Raw genomic sequence first — 14,874 nt, 5'->3', positions numbered from 1 at the left:
GCGCCCCCCCCCCCCCGCCCCCCGCCACCCCCCCCCCGGCCCCGGGCGGCCCCGCCCCCCTCACACCGTTGCGGTCTCGCGGGGGGGGGGGGGCCCCCCCCCCGGGGGGGGCCCCCCCCACCAGTCGATCTGTCCGATACGGTCTTGCACTAATAGGAGCGCCCAGGCTCCCTGGCCACTTCCGAGAACCGGACTGTGCTACTGGAGGCGGGGGCCGCCCGCAGCGGTTCTCGTCGCGGGCGGCGGCCCACACCGGGTGGCAAGATCGGCGCCGCATGGGGCCGCAGCGCGCACCGCAGGCCCTGGCGGTCACCGGCCCGGAGCAGACGGGCGCTACGTCGCCAGCTCCAGGTGCTTGAGCGCGCTGCTGGCCTCCACCACGTCGCCCCCTGCCACCGCCCGCGCCGACCGGCGACGGCGTACGCTAGCCGTCACGTGACGGCTAGCGGCAGTGGGAGGCGGCCATGGGCTCGGCGAACGGCGAACGCAGGTGCGCCAACGAGAACTGCGGCAAGCCGCTGCCCGAGGGAGCGAGAGCGGATGCCCAGTACTGCTCCGGGCGGTGCCGCATGGCCGCCGCCCGGCAGCGCGCCACCCAAGCCCCGGCCGTGCCGCCGGCACCGGTGGAGGACGAGCGGACCTCCGCGATCCCGGCCCGGCAGCTCGCCGACGCCCTCGCCTACGCGGCCGGTCGCACCGGCACCGCCCTGACCGCGGGCATTGCCCCGGACCCGGTCGACCTGGACGTGCTCGCCACCAACGCGGCCGCGCTGATCGCCCGCACCCTGGCCCGCCACCCCGACATCGACTGGAGCGACACCACGGTGGTCCCCACCGTCACCGCGCTGAAGCTGCGCCCCACCCCCGGCAAGCCGTCACGTGACGCCTCCGCCAGTCAGGACGCCTCCGCCGCGCCGGCACCGGGGCGGCTGCCACGTCTGGAGGATGTCGGCCGGCTTCCCGACGACCTGCGTACCGCAGCGCCCATCACTCACTGGGAGCAGCTCGCCGGCGTCCTCGGAGACGACTGGGTGGCCATGGCGAAGGAGGCGACCGGAGCGGACGGCCCGGATGCCGACCGGGCCCGCCCCGGCGGGGTGCAGCCGTCACGTGACGCCTCCATGAGTGAGGCCGCGCCAGCGTCCCGGCGCCGGGCAGCGGCGGCGAAGAAGACGGCCCCGGTCGTGTCGAGGCCGCTGCGCCTGACCCGCAAGAAGGCCCTCGCCCTGCTGGACACCGCTGAGCTGGTCAAGGCCGAGCACTACGCCGACACCGGCACCTGGGACCTGGTCGCCGCCGACGGCACCATGATCTGCCACCTCGCCCCGAACTACACCAACCTGCGCCGCAACGGTTGGAACGCCTGGCCGCACGGCTCCACCCCCAACCGCAGCGACCGCTACCCCACCCGCCAGGCCGCCGCCACGCGTGGCGCCGACGGCTGGCTTCGCATCGTCACCGCCAAACCCCGCCGCTGACCCGCACTTTCCCCGTTCGTGGGAATCGGCCGCAAGCCCTCTCACCATCCCCCGGGCGGCGATAGGCTCAGCGTCCAGGCCATCCGTCGGCGAGAAGGCAGGACCGTCATGACCACCGCGCCCGACCCGCTCTCCCTGACCGGCGAGACCCTGCGGCAAGCCGTCGAGGCCCGCGTGCGCCTGAGCGGCAGCGAATCCCTGAAGGCCGCGACGCACCTGCTCACCTTCACCGACCTGCTTGGCCGCCCCGATGTCGCCCGGCACATCCGCCTGCGCTACGAGACGGACGAGGACGGCCTGGAGGTCCTGGTCGCCGATGTCGACCTGCCCGCGCTCCGTGATGACGACGCCGTCTACCTGACCGGCGGCGACCAGCGCTTCCTGGACCTGGCGATCAGCTACCTGCATGGCAGGCCGACCGACCTGTCCGCCTACCTCAACGTCTTCGGGCACGCCCACGCCCGCCGCGCCATCGAGGCGTACATCATCAGCCTCGGTATGGAGGGCTGGTACCGGCTTGAGGAAGGCGCGGCCCTCGCCGAGCACCGCGCCTTCGAAGCCGAACTCCTCGGCGACCCCCGGTAGCTGGCAGCACCTGGCTCCCACTCCATCGGCACCCCGAAGCCGCCGCTGAATCCTCGTCGGGCGGCACGTTACTAGGGGCGGCCCATTCCGGCCCGCCAGCGGGATACGCTGGCCTCGGCTGGACACGCACTGCCGATCGTCGCTGCCCTCTTCCCCGCCCACGCCGGGACGCCGGGGCGCCGCCGACCAAGGGACCTTCGGGTGCCCGTGCTCTCTTTCGCCGTGCCGTTGTCCGGGCGGGGAGCGCGTGGGGCAGGCCCGCCCAGGAACGAGCACCGTGACGAAGAAGAACCGCCCAGGCGCGGCCCGCGCCGCCCGGGCGGCCCAGCAAGCCGGCGCCGAAGCGCCCTACACCGAGCTGCTGCGCGCCGCCCAGGCCGCCGCCGACCCCCAGGCCGTCGAGCCCGCCCCGGCTCCGGCCACCCCCACCACGCCCGCTGGAGGCCCCCTCATGCCCACGCCCTGGTCCGCGACCACCCTCGTCCGTATCGACGACGCCTACGACACCGAGTACGCCGACCGCCGCGGCGGTAGCCGCTACACCGCCTACGTCAACCAGCGCCGCAAGGAGTTCGTGCTGTGGTCCGACGAGGACCCGGACCCGGTGCGGTTCGCGGCCGCGGCCTGGCGGATCGCCACCGGCCCGGTCATGTCCCCCGGATACGTGCGACGGCGCCCGGACCTGCGCCGCGTGCACACGCACCGCGACGACTGGGCTGGCGACCTGGTCGTCGCCGTCGAGGTGCCGCTGACCCACAACCGGCTGGCCGGCGACCGCCTGCCCTACGCGTGGGGCGACTGGGAGGCGGCGAGCCACCGCATCGGTGACGAGGACTACTCGGCGCTGGAGGAGCCCGACGCGCACCGGCACCAGATCTCGGTGCTGACGACCAGCACGGTGCAGATCCTGGCAAAGGGCTGGCCGCTGCCGACGCCCACCCTGGCCGAGATCGAAGGCCCGGGCCTGGCCGAGTGCGCCCGCAGCGCCGTGCAGGTCCTGGTCGAGGGGATCAACCGCGAGGCCGGACCGGTTGTCGCCCGTCTCCTCGGCGACCAGGGCTGACCGAAAGTCAGGGGACGGCCGTGCTCGGGGGTCCACGGCCGTCCCACCGCAATCCCAGCGTGCCCCGTGCCCGGGGGTGAGTGCGCGACCAGATGCGCCGCACGGGGGCACGCCGGGTGCCCCTACCGGCCCAGCATCTCGCCCACCAGCCGCCGCGCGGCCGACTCAGCGCTGCGCGCCTGCCGCCGGGACCTGCCGAGCACCAACTGCTCCTCCAGCGACAACTGCGCCACGGCCTCGGCGGTCCGCTCGGCCGGGGTGCGGCGCGGCGAGCGCCGTCTGTGCGGGGAGGTGGGACGGTCAGGGAGATCGGGCGGCCGAGCCCGCCCCGGGATGTGCTGCTCCGACCGTGCCGCCCTGTCGCCGGGGCGGGAGGCGATGTCCAGGCCGGGCCGCTGGTCCTCCGGGCGCTGGACGAGAACCCCCGACGGCGATCCGGTGGCGTCAGCCTCTGGCTACTGGCGGCGCTTCGTCCGGTGCCTGTCCTTTCCTGCCCGTGAGGAGGTCCGGCGCATTCATCCGTTCGAGTGAACCGCGCTGCCCGGTTGGAGGTCAGCAGTAGACTTCCGCACTGTGGAGCGGGTGCGGCACGAAGGGCCGCAGGTCAAGCCCTCTCTAGGCGGCCTCTGCATGCGGTTTCGACGCCCCTAGGCTTGCCTTCATGACCGCACAGATAGCGCTGATCAGCTCGTTCACGCCTGCATCCGGGCCTGGTGGGGGTCAGGTGACATCCAGGTTGAGGTGGGTGCCGTCCGCGCAGTAGACCTCGACGCGGAAGAAGAACCGGTAGTCGGCGTAGTCCTGCATGTAGCCGTCGCCGTGCCAGTTGTACGCCTCGCCGAGCACCCACAGGGCCTGCGCGAGGGCCCGGCAGGCCGGGGAGGGCACGTTGCGTACCACGCCTGGCCGGACCTCGGAACGGCCGCTGATGGCCCAGTCGTTGGGCACGCCGCGGACGTTGATGGTGATGCTGGCGGAGCCGGTGGACAGCCGGTGTGAGACGTGGATGCGGGTGCCCTTGGGTGCGTCCCGGATCGGGCTGTGCTGTGCCACGGCGTCCGGGGCGCCCCGGCGGGGGGCCGGTTTCCGGGCGGCGCCGATCTCGGCCTTGATCAGGGCGGCGACGTCCCGGGTGGACAGGTCCCAGGTGGCTTCGGCCTTCTCGCCCAGGACCCGGCTGCCGATGGCGGGTTGGCGTGGGGAGGGGACGTCCGGCAGCGGGCCGTGGCGCTCCTGGAGGGCGACGAGGCGGGTGCGCGCGGCCGCGCGCAGGCCGTCCGGGACCCGGCTGTCCTCGGCGACCGCCCGCACCTTCGCCGCGCGCTGCCTCAGCTTCTCGTCCATGGCCGCTCTCTCCTCGCGGTGGTGGGGGGCTCCAGGATGCCGCAGCGCACCGACAGGCCCCTGCCCCGGCGCCCGGCCGCCGGGGCAGGTCCTGCGCGCTACCCGGTGGCGTTTTGCAGGAGTGCAGGTCAGGGCGATTGATCGAGCACGAACACTATAGGGTTTCCTACAGAGTTTTGACGCGCCATCAGGACGTTATAGGATCGGCCGCGGCACTGCAATTTCCGGGGGTCATTCCCTGGACTCCTCCCATGCGATCTTGGGTTCTCCGAACCTAGGGGCCCGGACGCGGTCAGTAGCGTCCATCGAGGGAGGGGAGCAGCGTTCCATGGCTGGAGAACCGAGGGAGTCCGAGGCCGGCGACGAGCCGGTTCGACCGAAGCGGGACGACCAGCGGGAACGCCGCGTGCAGATGGTGGGCGTGATCGTCATCGAAGTGCTCAGGTTGGCGGCGGAGATCTTCCGCTGGCTGTGAGCGCGTGGCCGTGCGGCCCGGGTTGCACCCCGGGCCGCACGGGTGGTGATCCGCCGCGCTGTGCGCGGTCCGCGGCCGCCCGGCCTGTTCCCTCGCGAGGACGCCGGGCGGCTTCACCATGTCTCCGGCGGAATGAACCTCCGGAAGTCACTATCTTAGGTCCGAATCGGCAACTAATCCCGGAGGCTAACAATGATTCCGGATTACCAACTTGGCTACCGTTTGCGGAATCTAATCCCCAATCATCAACTTTGAAAGCCGATTAGTTGCGGTTCGGGAAGCAATCCAATGCATCCAGCTTCTTTCGATGACCTAAGTCTCAATCTACCACGGTCCGGAAAAGGATCGAGGTCTGCGGGAGGCACCGTCAGAAGTCTGATGGTGGCACCGTTGTGACGCGCCCGGGAGGGGGGTCGGTGCTGACGCCGGGCCCCGGGCGGTCGGGTTGGCCTAGCGGGGTGGGCCGGCGTCGGCCACGGTCGCTCCCGGGGGCAGTGTTCCCAATGGAACGCTGCCCCCGCCCGGTCGCCCCTCTACACCCCTCCGGACCCTTCCGTCGCGTGGCTAACCTCGTTAGCCTCGTATATCTGGCAATATACGAGGCAACCGCTGTGAGAAGCTCTCCCTCAGAACCCCCGTTTTCGGCAGGAGAGGCACCGTGACGACGTCGAGCACCGCCCCCGCGCCGCTCGGGCGGCTGCTGGCCGAGCTCGCCGGCTTCGTCCGGGCCCGGATTGCCGAGCGTACCGCCGACCCGGAGCGGCCGGCCGCCGAGCGTGAGCACTTCGCGCACCTCGACGCCCGGATCGAGCAGGTGCTCACCCACGCCCACGCCACCGGGGCGCTCCAGCAGATCCACGCCCTGCGGATGCTGCGGGAGATGTCGCTGCTCTGGTACGGCCACGACGACCACCCCGACAACCCGTGGCTCGAACACCTCACCACCACCGACCCCGACGCCGCGCTGCGCCACCTGCAGCACCGGCTCGACCACATGGAAGACTGAGCACCAACAGCCATATCCCGCACCGCACTTGGCACCGCCCGGCAGGAGAGCACGTGACGCCCGATCAACCCCAGGCTGGCGGCCGCCACCACGACTGGGTCGGCTTCGTCCGCTCCCGCCTGCACGAGGAACTCGCCAAGGACAGCCTGCACCACTCCACCCGCCGCGCCCTGCAGCGCCGACTTAAGCGGGTCGCCGAGATCGCCGACCAGGCCGACGGCACGGCCCCGGCCTCCCTGCTCGGCCGCGCCGAGGGCGGCGCCGAGCTGGTCAACCTCGCGCAGCGCTGGCGCGACCACCCGGCCTACCCCGGGGTCCGCCGCGCCACCGAGTCGGCCACCGTGAGCAGCGAGCCGGCCGCCGTGAACAGTACGCCCGGCCGACAGCTCCCGGCCTCGGTGGTGCACGTCTACGAGCGCGGCATCACCGCGGACCTGCTCGCCCAGGTCGGCGGCTACCCCGGCCTGCACAAGGAGGCCCGCGAGGAGCTAGCCGAGCAGCACCCGTGCCGCCGGGAGGTCCCGGAAGCGGGCCTGCCGCTCACCATCACCTCCGACGACGACGGATTCCTCACCGTCCACGCCGAGATGACCTGCACCGACCGGCGCTGCCGGACCGAGGCCGCCGCCGTCGCCCGCTACCAGGTGCTGCTGGAGGTCTTCGACCGGACCTGGGAGTCGATGAAGGCCGTCGACCTGCTGCTGCAGCAGCCCAACCTGGTGACCACCCCGGACCCGGAGAAGCTCCGCAAGCGGTGGGACCGCCAGGAGAAGGCCATCCGTGAACTGCTGCGCGAGGTGGTCGACACGATCACCCCGCACGCCGACCCCACCGCCGAGTGAGTACCACCCGCTCGCGGCTCCCCCGCACCACCTCACGCCCCGTCAAGGAGACCGGCATGACGTACGACGACCCCGAGGACCAGACCGAGGCCGAGGCCCAGACCCGGCGCCGGCAGGCCGCCGACCTGGAGCACATCGCCCGCTACTACGGGCTGGAGCACCGCTGCGGCATCGAGGTCGCGCTCGGCGGCCGCGTCCGGCACGACGGCCGGGAGGGCGTCATCGTGGACACCGTCGGCCAGCGGCTCAAGGTCATGTTCTACGCGGCCGAGGAGCCCAGCATCTGCCACGTCACCTGGGCCATGGAGTACGAGACCGCCACCGGCTGGGTCGCGGCCACTCCGGTCCCGGACCCGTTCGCCGCCGACCCGGCCGCGGCATGAGCGCGACGCCGGACAGCGCGGCCGCCGCCCGCGCGCTACGCCCGAACCCAAGTTTCGGCACCGGCCTCCTCGAACGCCCCGAGACCCTGTACCCGCTGCTGCAGTACGGACTGACGGCCAACACCTGAGAGCACCGATCAGAAAGGCACTTCTGCATGGAGCAGCACTCGCACGACTCTGCCGAAGACCTGGAGCGAGCCGGATACCGCGAACGCATCCGCCGCCTGCACCAGGTCATCGCTGCCCGCGTGAACGAGCACCCCCAGGTCGGCGGAGCCGTCGACTCGACGGCCGCCCACCTGGCCGCCCGGTCGGTGGACAGCATGCTGAGCGAGGCCGCCCTGTTCGGTGAAGCCGCTGGGGCAGACGGCTTCACCGAGACGGTGGCGCTCCACCAGATGGAAGCGCTCCTCGACCAGGCAGCCCGGCGCGCATGGCCCACCGACACAGGGCAGTTGGACGACATCGCCCGCCTGCGGAAGGACACCAACGTCCAGGTGGCCGCGCTGCTCGCCGGCCGAGAGCACGGGCGGCCATCGGCCGCGCTTGTCCGCGACCAGGTCAACGAGCTGGCCGGCTTCATCAACCGCTGCGCCCAAGAGCAGGTCCACGTCACCGCCGAAGGCCTCTACTCCGGCCTCGGTCTGATACTCCGCGCCACCTCCTACGCCCACGGAGCCGTGGACATGGCACTCACCGCCGGCCGGCTGGATTTGGCGGGCAAGCACCTGGGCCACCTGATCCAGCAGGCCCGGAAGTGGGCCGACCACCCGAAGTACCCGTCCGCCCTGGTGGCTGACCTGATGCAGGCCGTGGAGGAGGACGATCCGCGCAACGAACCGGCGACTGGACGTGTTGTTCCGGAAGCCAGGTCAGCCCAGCCAGCCACAGCAGGCAGTCCCGCGAAGCGGATCACGCTCATTCAGGCTGAACGCCTGTTCAGCGCGATGGGGCTGGCCATCGGTGGTGACGACCGGGAGGGCTTCGTCTTCCTCGCCCGCGGAGGCCGCGACGGTTCGCGATCAGTCAAGTCCTCGCACCAGATCGAGGTGCGGTACCGCCTCGCCGGGGGCTACACCCTCATGGGCAATGACCTGGATGGCCTCCCCGAGGTGATGGAGCACTACCGGTGGGCCGTCGAGAAGGCTCCTCTTCACGGCTACACCGTGACCTGGAGGCCCGCCAACGTCTGGATGGAAGTCACCCGCTCTCCGGTTGCCCCCGAGCCAGCCGCCGACCGAGCGCAGCGGGCTGACTCGTGACCGGCACTGCCGGCGCAGCCGAGCAGAAGCTGCGGCAGTGGGTGGACACGTACGCGCGACTCCACTCGGGCGACGACACCTGGCCTGGTGACCGGCCCCGCGGGCGACCCGGCCGCTGCTTCGAGGAGGCCAGCAGGTACGCCGACGCCGTCGGCGCCACGTACGTCGAGGGATTCGTCCTGGTCGCGGATGCGCCGCTGATGTTCCCGGTCTTCGAACACGCCTGGTGTCTGACGGCTCAGGGCACCGTGGCCGACACCACCATCCCCGATGGCGGCGCTCTCCTCTACCTCGGTGTGCCGCTGCACGCCGCCTTCCGCCGCGCTGCCCAGGCCCGGCGACACACCTGGGCAGCGCTCACCTACGACCCCGACAACCTCCAGGCCGACGTCAACGACGCGGTCCTGAAAGCGGGCCTGCCACCGGGCGCACTGGCCCTCCCGAACACGCCTGCACCGCCGCCCGGGGAACCCGGCCCCCTCGCACAGGAGGTTCCGTGACCCTGAACCAATCACCTGCCGCCGAGGTCATCGACGCCGAACTGCTGGACGAGGACCAGCAGGCCCTGCCCGCAGTGCGCGAGCCCCTCGGCCTGGACCTCAGCGGCTTCCACCGTGACACCGTCCTGGTCGCAGGCCAGCCGCTGCCGCAGCCTCTCGCACCTGACTACAGCCTTGCCGACTTCGTGATCTCCCCCGAGACCGAGGAACTGCTGAAGGCCGCGCGCCGGCACAACACCGCCCGGAACAAGGACAACCAGGTCAGCCTGTTCCAGCGGTGGTGCGCACAGCGCAACCGGGTCGCACTGCCTTGCACGACCGCCACCCTGATCGAGTACGTCGGCTGGATGATCCGCAGTGGCACCTACGACCCGAACACGGTCCAGGTCTACAGCAGCGCGGTCGTCACCTGGCAGGAACGGGAGACCCCGGGGCACACTCGGCCGGGCACCCTGCAGATTCGCGAGATGATCTCGGCGTTCCGCACGAACTGGTCGAAGACGAACACCGAGAAGCAGTCCCCCGCGGTCCGGGAAGCCGATCTGGAGGTCATGCTCGCGGTCTGCGATGAACGCGGCCGGCCAGCCGACCTACGGGACGCGGCGATCCTGACTCTGGGCTTCCACCTGCTCACCCGCCGGATCGAGCTCGCCCAGTTGCTCGTCATCCACCTCGTCTTGGAACGCGACGGCATGCACGTACGACTGGTCGACCGCAAGACCCGCAAGGACGGCTCGGTGTACGAGGGCTGGGTTCCGGCCCGCGACGACGCCCCGCACCTGTGCCCGGTCCGCCGGATGCGCACATGGCTGGAGTACGGACGCCGAATCCACCAGCCCGCGGACCAAGCCGCCTTCAGGGCCCTGGACAAGGCCGGACGCCTGGCTGTCCGCCTCACCCCGCAGACCCGCCCCAAGCACCCGAACGGTACCGAGAAGAAGGACGAGGAGCTGACCCCGGAGGACTGGACGAAGCTGTCGATGCTCTCCGGCGAGGCCATCAACGGCTACGTGAAGGCCAAGGCGAAGGCGGCCGAGCGGAAGCTGGCCCACCTGTCCGAGGTCGAGCGCGCCGACCTCGGCTACAACGCGCTGCTCAACGCACCCACCGCCGCCAAGGTCACCGCGCACGGGCTGCGCGCTGGCGGCGCCACCGAGCTCAAGGAAGGCGGCGTACCCGAAGACCAGATCTCCGAGCTCGGCGACTGGGCGAAGGGATCCAAGGCGATGCAGCGCTACTTCCGCAAGATCCACCAGAAGGCGAACAACCCCTGGGCGGTGACCCGCCAGCTCCGAGGCGAGCACTGATCGCCCAGTGCAGCCCCATCCGCTGCCGCGGCCAGCCCGAAAAATTGGCCAGCGGATGCGGATGGCATGGGAGAAGATGCTCGGCATGTCGAATGCGTGGACCGCCCCCGACACCGGCTGGTACCGGCTCGCCCCCGGGAAGGTGCCGGAGTACCTGGGCGAGCAGATTCCTGATCCCGCCGCCAAGGGCCAGTGGACGGTCGTTCCACTGCACGCCTCGCCTCTGGCCGGGCCTCGCCCGGTCACCATGCTCAGCGAAACGACGGCCAGCTTCATCCACTTCCAGCGCGGCGACACGACCATGAACAGCGGCGGAACGCTGCAGGGAATGCCGGCGCCCGCGCTCACGGTCCCGTGGCGGCCGTGATGCCCCCGTCGAGCTGATCGTCACGGGGCCCCGGCCACCATCCCCTGACGCCTCTGCGGTGACTTCTGCTCAGGCGCTCACAGCGAGCGCTCCGGTGCCCGTACGCTCTTCCCATGAGCGGCGAGGCCTTCGACCACTTGAACGACGTCCTGCGGGTGGCCCTTGCGAACCGGGACATCAACACCAGCGAGAAACGAGGCGAACGCCTCAAGGTGACGGTGGCCACCATCGAGCGCGGCCTAACGTTCCTGGCCCGTCCCCTGCTTCGGGTCCCTGGTGCCCTGCTCGACGAGCAGGTCGTCGGGTACCACGAGTGGCCGCTGACCCTGCTCGGGCACATCGCGGCCGGCCAGTGCCGGGCGAAGCCGCCCTACAACCACCTGAAGCCCTCCAGCGTCCGGTACATCATGGACGGCCTGGCGGACCTGAACAGGGCAGCCGGGAACCGGCCGTACTGGTGGGAGGCCAAGGGCATGCGGCCGTGGGCCGGCCACACCAAGAACCCGGTCGCGCCCATGGAGCACGTCGTCCTGCGCCGCGAGTTGAGCGAGGTCGGGCCCGAACGCTGGGAGCCGTACCGGCTGCGCCTGCTGGCCGCTGTCGAGTTGCTGTGGGACACCGGGACGACGCCCAGCGGCCTGGTCGCCGCCAACGTGGACGACTTGTCCGATGACCTGTCGCGCATTCGACTCGCGTGGACCGCACCGGGGCGGCACACCGAGCGGGTCGAGCAGGAGTGCCTGCTGCACGCGAACACGACGGCCGCGTTGAAGATGTGGCTTCCGGTACGAGACCAGGTCGTACAGGACACCCTTCGCCAGGGCCTGGAAGGCTCCCGGGCGCTGTTCATCACCCTGCGGCACACCACCGGCGCGCAGAAGGACGGATCGCCTCGCCTGGTCCCGCCCGGGGTCCGGATTCTGCGTACGGGCCTGGACACGGCCTGGCTGTCCTGGATGAGGAGGGCGAACAGCCGCCACGTCGGGGAAGCCGGGTGGCCGATCGCCACCGACTTCTACCGAGTCGCCCGGGGAGACGGCCCGGGCGTAGCAAAAACTTTGACAAAGCCAGCATGAGGCACTAAAAATGGGTGCCGGCCACCCGCCACTTCCACGAGGACTCGACATGCCGCTGCCCCTGCTCGAAACGCTGCCCACCCGGGACCCTCGCATGGTGCGCGACAACAGCCCCTACCGCCGGCTCGCCCAGGAAGTCCTCAAGGCCCACACCGCGAAGAACGCCGACCAGCTCGAAGCACTGCTCCGGGCCTACGCCCTGATGGTGCACCCCCTGCCGAGCAGCCACACCAAGGCCGTGGCCGTCGTCCGCCAGGAACTGGCCGACAGCGACGCCTTCTGGAACACCCCGGCGCTGGAGCGCTACGACCTCATCCCCGCCGACGCCCGCGGAGACGGAGGCCGGTACATGACCCTGCGAGGGACCTGCCTGCTCGACGCCCAGCGCTCCGAGTACGGACCGGACGGAAAGCGCTGGAACAACCGGACCTTCGGCGAGCGGTTCGGCATGTCGCGCGGCCGCGTCGACCAGCTGCTCCAGGCCGCGAAGAAGGCTGCCGACTACGATCTGACCAAGGTCGAAGAGGACGCCGAGAGCTGACCCCAGCCCCCAACCAACCTCTACCGCTTCCCAGTAGCTGATCCGGCTTGGGAAACCGGCAGGGGGCCTCGGCGCTCCTATTAGTGCAAGACGGCATCGGACAGACCCGGACCCGCGTCGAACCCTGGTGTTTGCGCGTTCGGGCCCACAGGAGCGGCTGAGGGACCTAGGTTGGTGACATGGACGTTCAGAGCTTGTGGTGGCGGGCGGGCCGACTGGCGTACGACATGCCGGCCGCGGGGTGGCTGGAGCACCGGTGGCACGACTCGGTACGCCGGGCAGCCACCGTTCTGGAACCGACCAGCACCCCGAAGGGCTACAGCAGCGGCCCGTGGACGTACGCGCTGCCGACCGTCGCGCTGCTCATCTACACCGCGCGGGACCACGATCCGGACCGCGATCCGAACGGCGAGGAGGCCGGCTGGCCCAAGCCGCTCGACGGGGTAACAGCAGCGTGGGTCATCGAGCAGGTCGCCGACCGGACCGGCCTGCCGGAGAGGATCCGGGCGGGGCTGGAGCGCTACAGCCAGCTGGTGGACGGGAACCCGGTCGGCAAGCTGTTCGCTGAGCTCACCTACGACCACGAGCCCGTCATGAGTACGGTGACGGGCACCGAGCTGCCGTCCCTCGAGCAGCTGCCGGGCGGGCCGCTTCTGCTCACCGGTGCCGAGTGGGCCGAGAGCCTGCTGACCCGGCACTACCTCACCACCACGGCCTGACTCGGTGTCAGGCGATCCGATCTACGTCGATGGTCACGACCACTGCGGCGTGGTCGCTGAACCCGTCCGTGACCGGCTCGTCGTGCACCTCGTAGCCGACCACCGCCGGGGCGAGCGCGGGTGAGAGCAGCACCAGGTCCTGGCGGCGCGGCACGTCGCCCGCGCCGAAGCCGCCGGTGTGCCGGTTGTCCCGGCGGGCGTGGGCGACGTCGGTGAAGCCGGCCGCCTGCAGCAGCTCCATCGCCGTCCGCTGCGCCGAGCGCGGCTCGTCGAGGCCGAGCTGGGCGTTGCGCAGGTGCGCGGGCAGCGGCGTCCAGTCGGGCTCCGGGTGCCCGAAGCCGAGGGAGTTGGCGTCGCCGAGGAGCACGGATCGGCGGCCGGGGTCCGCGAGGGTCTGGAGCGGCTGGACCTCCCTGGCCCTGTTGGCCGGGTCGAACGGGTCCAGGTGCAGGTTGCGGAAGGCCCAGGGCACCGGGTCGCCGTCGATCTCCACGTTCGCCCAGCCCAGGACGTGGTGGTAGCGGGCGCGGTCCCCGTCCTCGGCCAGCACGCTGACCCGCGGGCCGAACAGCAGCGCCGTGTGGAACCGATGCCCGGTGGTGGTCTTGTTGGCGAACGCGAGGAACGCGCTGGTCATGCCGAGTTCACGGCGGGCCTGGTGCAGGCGCCGGCCGCCGAGCACGTCCCACACGGTGCACTCCTGGAGAGCGTAGACGTCGGCCTCCAGGGAGCGCAGGAACCGGGCCTGCAGCTGCCAGCGGCGGTCGTCGCCGTACCCCTCGTCGTCCCGACCGCCGAACAGCGTATTGAAAGTGGCGATGCGCAGTTCTGCCACAGCAGTTCCTTCTGAAGGTCTCGCCGGTCAGCCGCCGAGCATCTGCAGCACCTGTGGCCATGCCCTGGAGCCTACGGATCAGACGGGCCGCCGTCTGCCGAACGTCGACTCTGCGTCAGAACCCGAAGGCGCCATCGTCGACCACCGGCCCTCCACCGCGTCAGCCTGTGGCTGACGGTCCATGGCCGCGTTCACAGAGAAGTAGGTGTCGCCAGCACCGTCGATGATGGCGGGCTCCAGCAGGCCCGCGATGGTCACGGATGGTCACTGGTGGGGCTCCTGAAACTGGGGGTGTGGTTTGCCGGGAGATTTCAGTACGATGTCTGCGTCTGGGTTGTCCTTCCGCACAGTTGGTGCGGGCGGGGCAGCCCTTTTTGCATGGCTGACGACAGTCCAGCCGTATTCAATTGCGCGCGCATTCGAATAGCTGTAGCGTCGGGATCATCAGCGACCGAGCGCGTCGGTACTTAGATGCGCGCGCAATCGAATAGGAGGACACTGGCGTGAGAACGCGCACCGCGCGTCCGCCCACCGTCCCGAGCGGTGGGCGTCCGCCCAGCAAAGGACACCCGACGATGGCCACCCGATCCACGACCAAGGCCAGCGGCCTCAGCCACCGCCTGTTTGCCGCCGCGGCGTTCCTCAAGGAACTGGGAACCCCGGAGGCGGCGGAGCACGCCGCTGCCGTCGCTGAGGCCGCCGCACGGGAAAGCCGCGTCCGTTCACGGCCGGGCAACCCCACCCTGACTCTGTACGTCCACGCCGACACGTGGAGGCAGGCACAGGACGACGCCACCCCCGACCATCCGGTCACGGCCGAGGTCGATGAGGGTCTGCAGCTCTTCCTCGCAGGCAAGTTCATTCCGGAGCGGCCGGTGCGCGCCAAGCGCGGCACCTCCGCCAAGGAAACCGTCACCGTTCGCAGCACCACGGAGCGGCGCGACGAGGTCGCCACCTACGCGCAGGCCCAGGCCAGCGAACGCGGCTGGGAACCGACCGTGAACCAGGTCGCCGCCGCGTGGCTGGAGCACCGTTACCCGCCGCGCTGATGTTCAGGCGGGCGGCAGGTTCCCGGAAGCCGACACTGGGCT

At 71.0% G+C, this 14,874-nt stretch carries 19 protein-coding genes; 16 read left to right on the top strand and 3 right to left on the bottom strand.

What is annotated here, in order from left to right:
• Nucleotides 1-464 precede the first annotated feature (464 nt).
• The 3 genes from ACIGG8_RS40955 to ACIGG8_RS40945 all read left to right on the top strand — a co-directional run bounded on the left by ACIGG8_RS40955 (nt 465) and on the right by ACIGG8_RS40945 (nt 3,126).
• Nucleotides 465-1,478: a hypothetical protein gene (locus ACIGG8_RS40955; RefSeq protein ID WP_396553662.1), complete on the top strand. Its 1,014-nt coding sequence runs from the start codon at nt 465-467 to the stop codon at nt 1,476-1,478.
• A 108-nt stretch (nt 1,479-1,586) separates the two neighbouring features.
• Nucleotides 1,587-2,063, top strand: a complete 477-nt coding sequence (locus ACIGG8_RS40950; RefSeq protein ID WP_396553661.1) for a hypothetical protein — start codon at nt 1,587-1,589, stop codon at nt 2,061-2,063.
• A 277-nt stretch (nt 2,064-2,340) separates the two neighbouring features.
• Nucleotides 2,341-3,126, top strand: a complete 786-nt coding sequence (locus ACIGG8_RS40945) for a hypothetical protein (RefSeq protein WP_396553660.1) — start codon at nt 2,341-2,343, stop codon at nt 3,124-3,126.
• 720 nt (nt 3,127-3,846) lie between these two features.
• On the opposite strand, the gene ACIGG8_RS40940 is transcribed toward ACIGG8_RS40945, so the two are convergent.
• Complete coding sequence (locus tag ACIGG8_RS40940; protein WP_396553659.1) at nt 3,847-4,470, bottom strand: hypothetical protein; 624 nt, start codon at nt 4,468-4,470, stop codon at nt 3,847-3,849.
• A 328-nt stretch (nt 4,471-4,798) separates the two neighbouring features.
• Here ACIGG8_RS40940 and ACIGG8_RS40935 point away from each other — a divergent pair, with 328 nt between their 5' ends.
• The 12 genes from ACIGG8_RS40935 (at nt 4,799) to ACIGG8_RS40880 (ending at nt 12,948) form a co-directional block, all read left to right on the top strand.
• Nucleotides 4,799-4,945 carry a hypothetical protein gene (locus ACIGG8_RS40935; protein ID WP_396553658.1) on the top strand — a complete coding sequence of 49 codons (147 nt, stop codon included), beginning with the start codon at nt 4,799-4,801 and terminating at the stop codon, nt 4,943-4,945.
• Nucleotides 4,946-5,603: 658 nt separating this feature from the next.
• Nucleotides 5,604-5,951 (top strand): hypothetical protein, encoded by a 348-nt coding sequence (locus ACIGG8_RS40930; RefSeq protein WP_396553657.1) that lies wholly within the window; start codon nt 5,604-5,606, stop codon nt 5,949-5,951.
• A 53-nt stretch (nt 5,952-6,004) separates the two neighbouring features.
• The gene (locus ACIGG8_RS40925) at nt 6,005-6,793 is read left to right on the top strand and encodes a hypothetical protein (RefSeq protein WP_396553656.1); all 789 of its coding nucleotides are present in this window, start codon (nt 6,005-6,007) and stop codon (nt 6,791-6,793) included.
• A 56-nt stretch (nt 6,794-6,849) separates the two neighbouring features.
• Nucleotides 6,850-7,176: a hypothetical protein gene (locus ACIGG8_RS40920; RefSeq protein ID WP_396553655.1), complete on the top strand. Its 327-nt coding sequence runs from the start codon at nt 6,850-6,852 to the stop codon at nt 7,174-7,176.
• A complete protein-coding gene (locus ACIGG8_RS40915; RefSeq protein WP_396553654.1) occupies nt 7,173-7,304 on the top strand; it encodes a hypothetical protein in 132 nt (43 codons plus the stop codon). Before ACIGG8_RS40920 ends, ACIGG8_RS40915 begins: the two co-directional genes overlap by 4 nt.
• A gap of 27 nt (nt 7,305-7,331) precedes the next feature.
• The gene (locus ACIGG8_RS40910) at nt 7,332-8,438 is read left to right on the top strand and encodes a hypothetical protein (protein WP_396553653.1); all 1,107 of its coding nucleotides are present in this window, start codon (nt 7,332-7,334) and stop codon (nt 8,436-8,438) included.
• On the top strand, nt 8,435-8,938 hold the full coding sequence (locus tag ACIGG8_RS40905) for a hypothetical protein (RefSeq protein ID WP_396553652.1): 504 nt from the start codon (nt 8,435-8,437) through the stop codon (nt 8,936-8,938). Before ACIGG8_RS40910 ends, ACIGG8_RS40905 begins: the two co-directional genes overlap by 4 nt.
• Nucleotides 8,935-10,245, top strand: coding sequence for a hypothetical protein (locus ACIGG8_RS40900; protein ID WP_396553651.1), 1,311 nt, complete (start codon nt 8,935-8,937; stop codon nt 10,243-10,245). Before ACIGG8_RS40905 ends, ACIGG8_RS40900 begins: the two co-directional genes overlap by 4 nt.
• An 85-nt stretch (nt 10,246-10,330) precedes the next feature.
• The gene (locus tag ACIGG8_RS40895; protein ID WP_396553650.1) at nt 10,331-10,612 is read left to right on the top strand and encodes a hypothetical protein; all 282 of its coding nucleotides are present in this window, start codon (nt 10,331-10,333) and stop codon (nt 10,610-10,612) included.
• Between the two features lie 113 nt (nt 10,613-10,725).
• Complete coding sequence (locus tag ACIGG8_RS40890) at nt 10,726-11,688, top strand: hypothetical protein (protein ID WP_396553649.1); 963 nt, start codon at nt 10,726-10,728, stop codon at nt 11,686-11,688.
• Between the two features lie 49 nt (nt 11,689-11,737).
• Complete coding sequence (locus tag ACIGG8_RS40885; RefSeq protein ID WP_396553648.1) at nt 11,738-12,229, top strand: hypothetical protein; 492 nt, start codon at nt 11,738-11,740, stop codon at nt 12,227-12,229.
• A 179-nt stretch (nt 12,230-12,408) separates the two neighbouring features.
• Entirely contained in the window at nt 12,409-12,948 is a 540-nt protein-coding gene (locus tag ACIGG8_RS40880; protein WP_396553647.1) for a hypothetical protein, read from the top strand.
• A gap of 7 nt (nt 12,949-12,955) precedes the next feature.
• Here the strand turns inward: ACIGG8_RS40880 and ACIGG8_RS40875 are convergent, their stop codons facing one another.
• Both ACIGG8_RS40875 and ACIGG8_RS40870 read right to left on the bottom strand, forming a co-directional pair.
• Entirely contained in the window at nt 12,956-13,783 is an 828-nt protein-coding gene (locus ACIGG8_RS40875) for an endonuclease/exonuclease/phosphatase family protein (RefSeq protein WP_396553646.1), read from the bottom strand.
• Between the two features lie 78 nt (nt 13,784-13,861).
• The gene (locus ACIGG8_RS40870) at nt 13,862-14,041 is read right to left on the bottom strand and encodes a hypothetical protein (RefSeq protein WP_396553645.1); all 180 of its coding nucleotides are present in this window, start codon (nt 14,039-14,041) and stop codon (nt 13,862-13,864) included.
• A 317-nt stretch (nt 14,042-14,358) separates the two neighbouring features.
• Here ACIGG8_RS40870 and ACIGG8_RS40865 point away from each other — a divergent pair, with 317 nt between their 5' ends.
• Entirely contained in the window at nt 14,359-14,832 is a 474-nt protein-coding gene (locus ACIGG8_RS40865; protein ID WP_396553644.1) for a hypothetical protein, read from the top strand.
• Nucleotides 14,833-14,874: the final 42 nt, after the last annotated feature.

It is taken from the genome of Kitasatospora sp. NPDC085464, assembly GCF_044541955.1.
Taxonomy (GTDB): Bacteria; Actinomycetota; Actinomycetes; order Streptomycetales; family Streptomycetaceae; genus Kitasatospora.
Note: the sequence above shows the minus strand (reverse complement) of the source record. Positions and strands in the feature narration are given on the sequence as shown.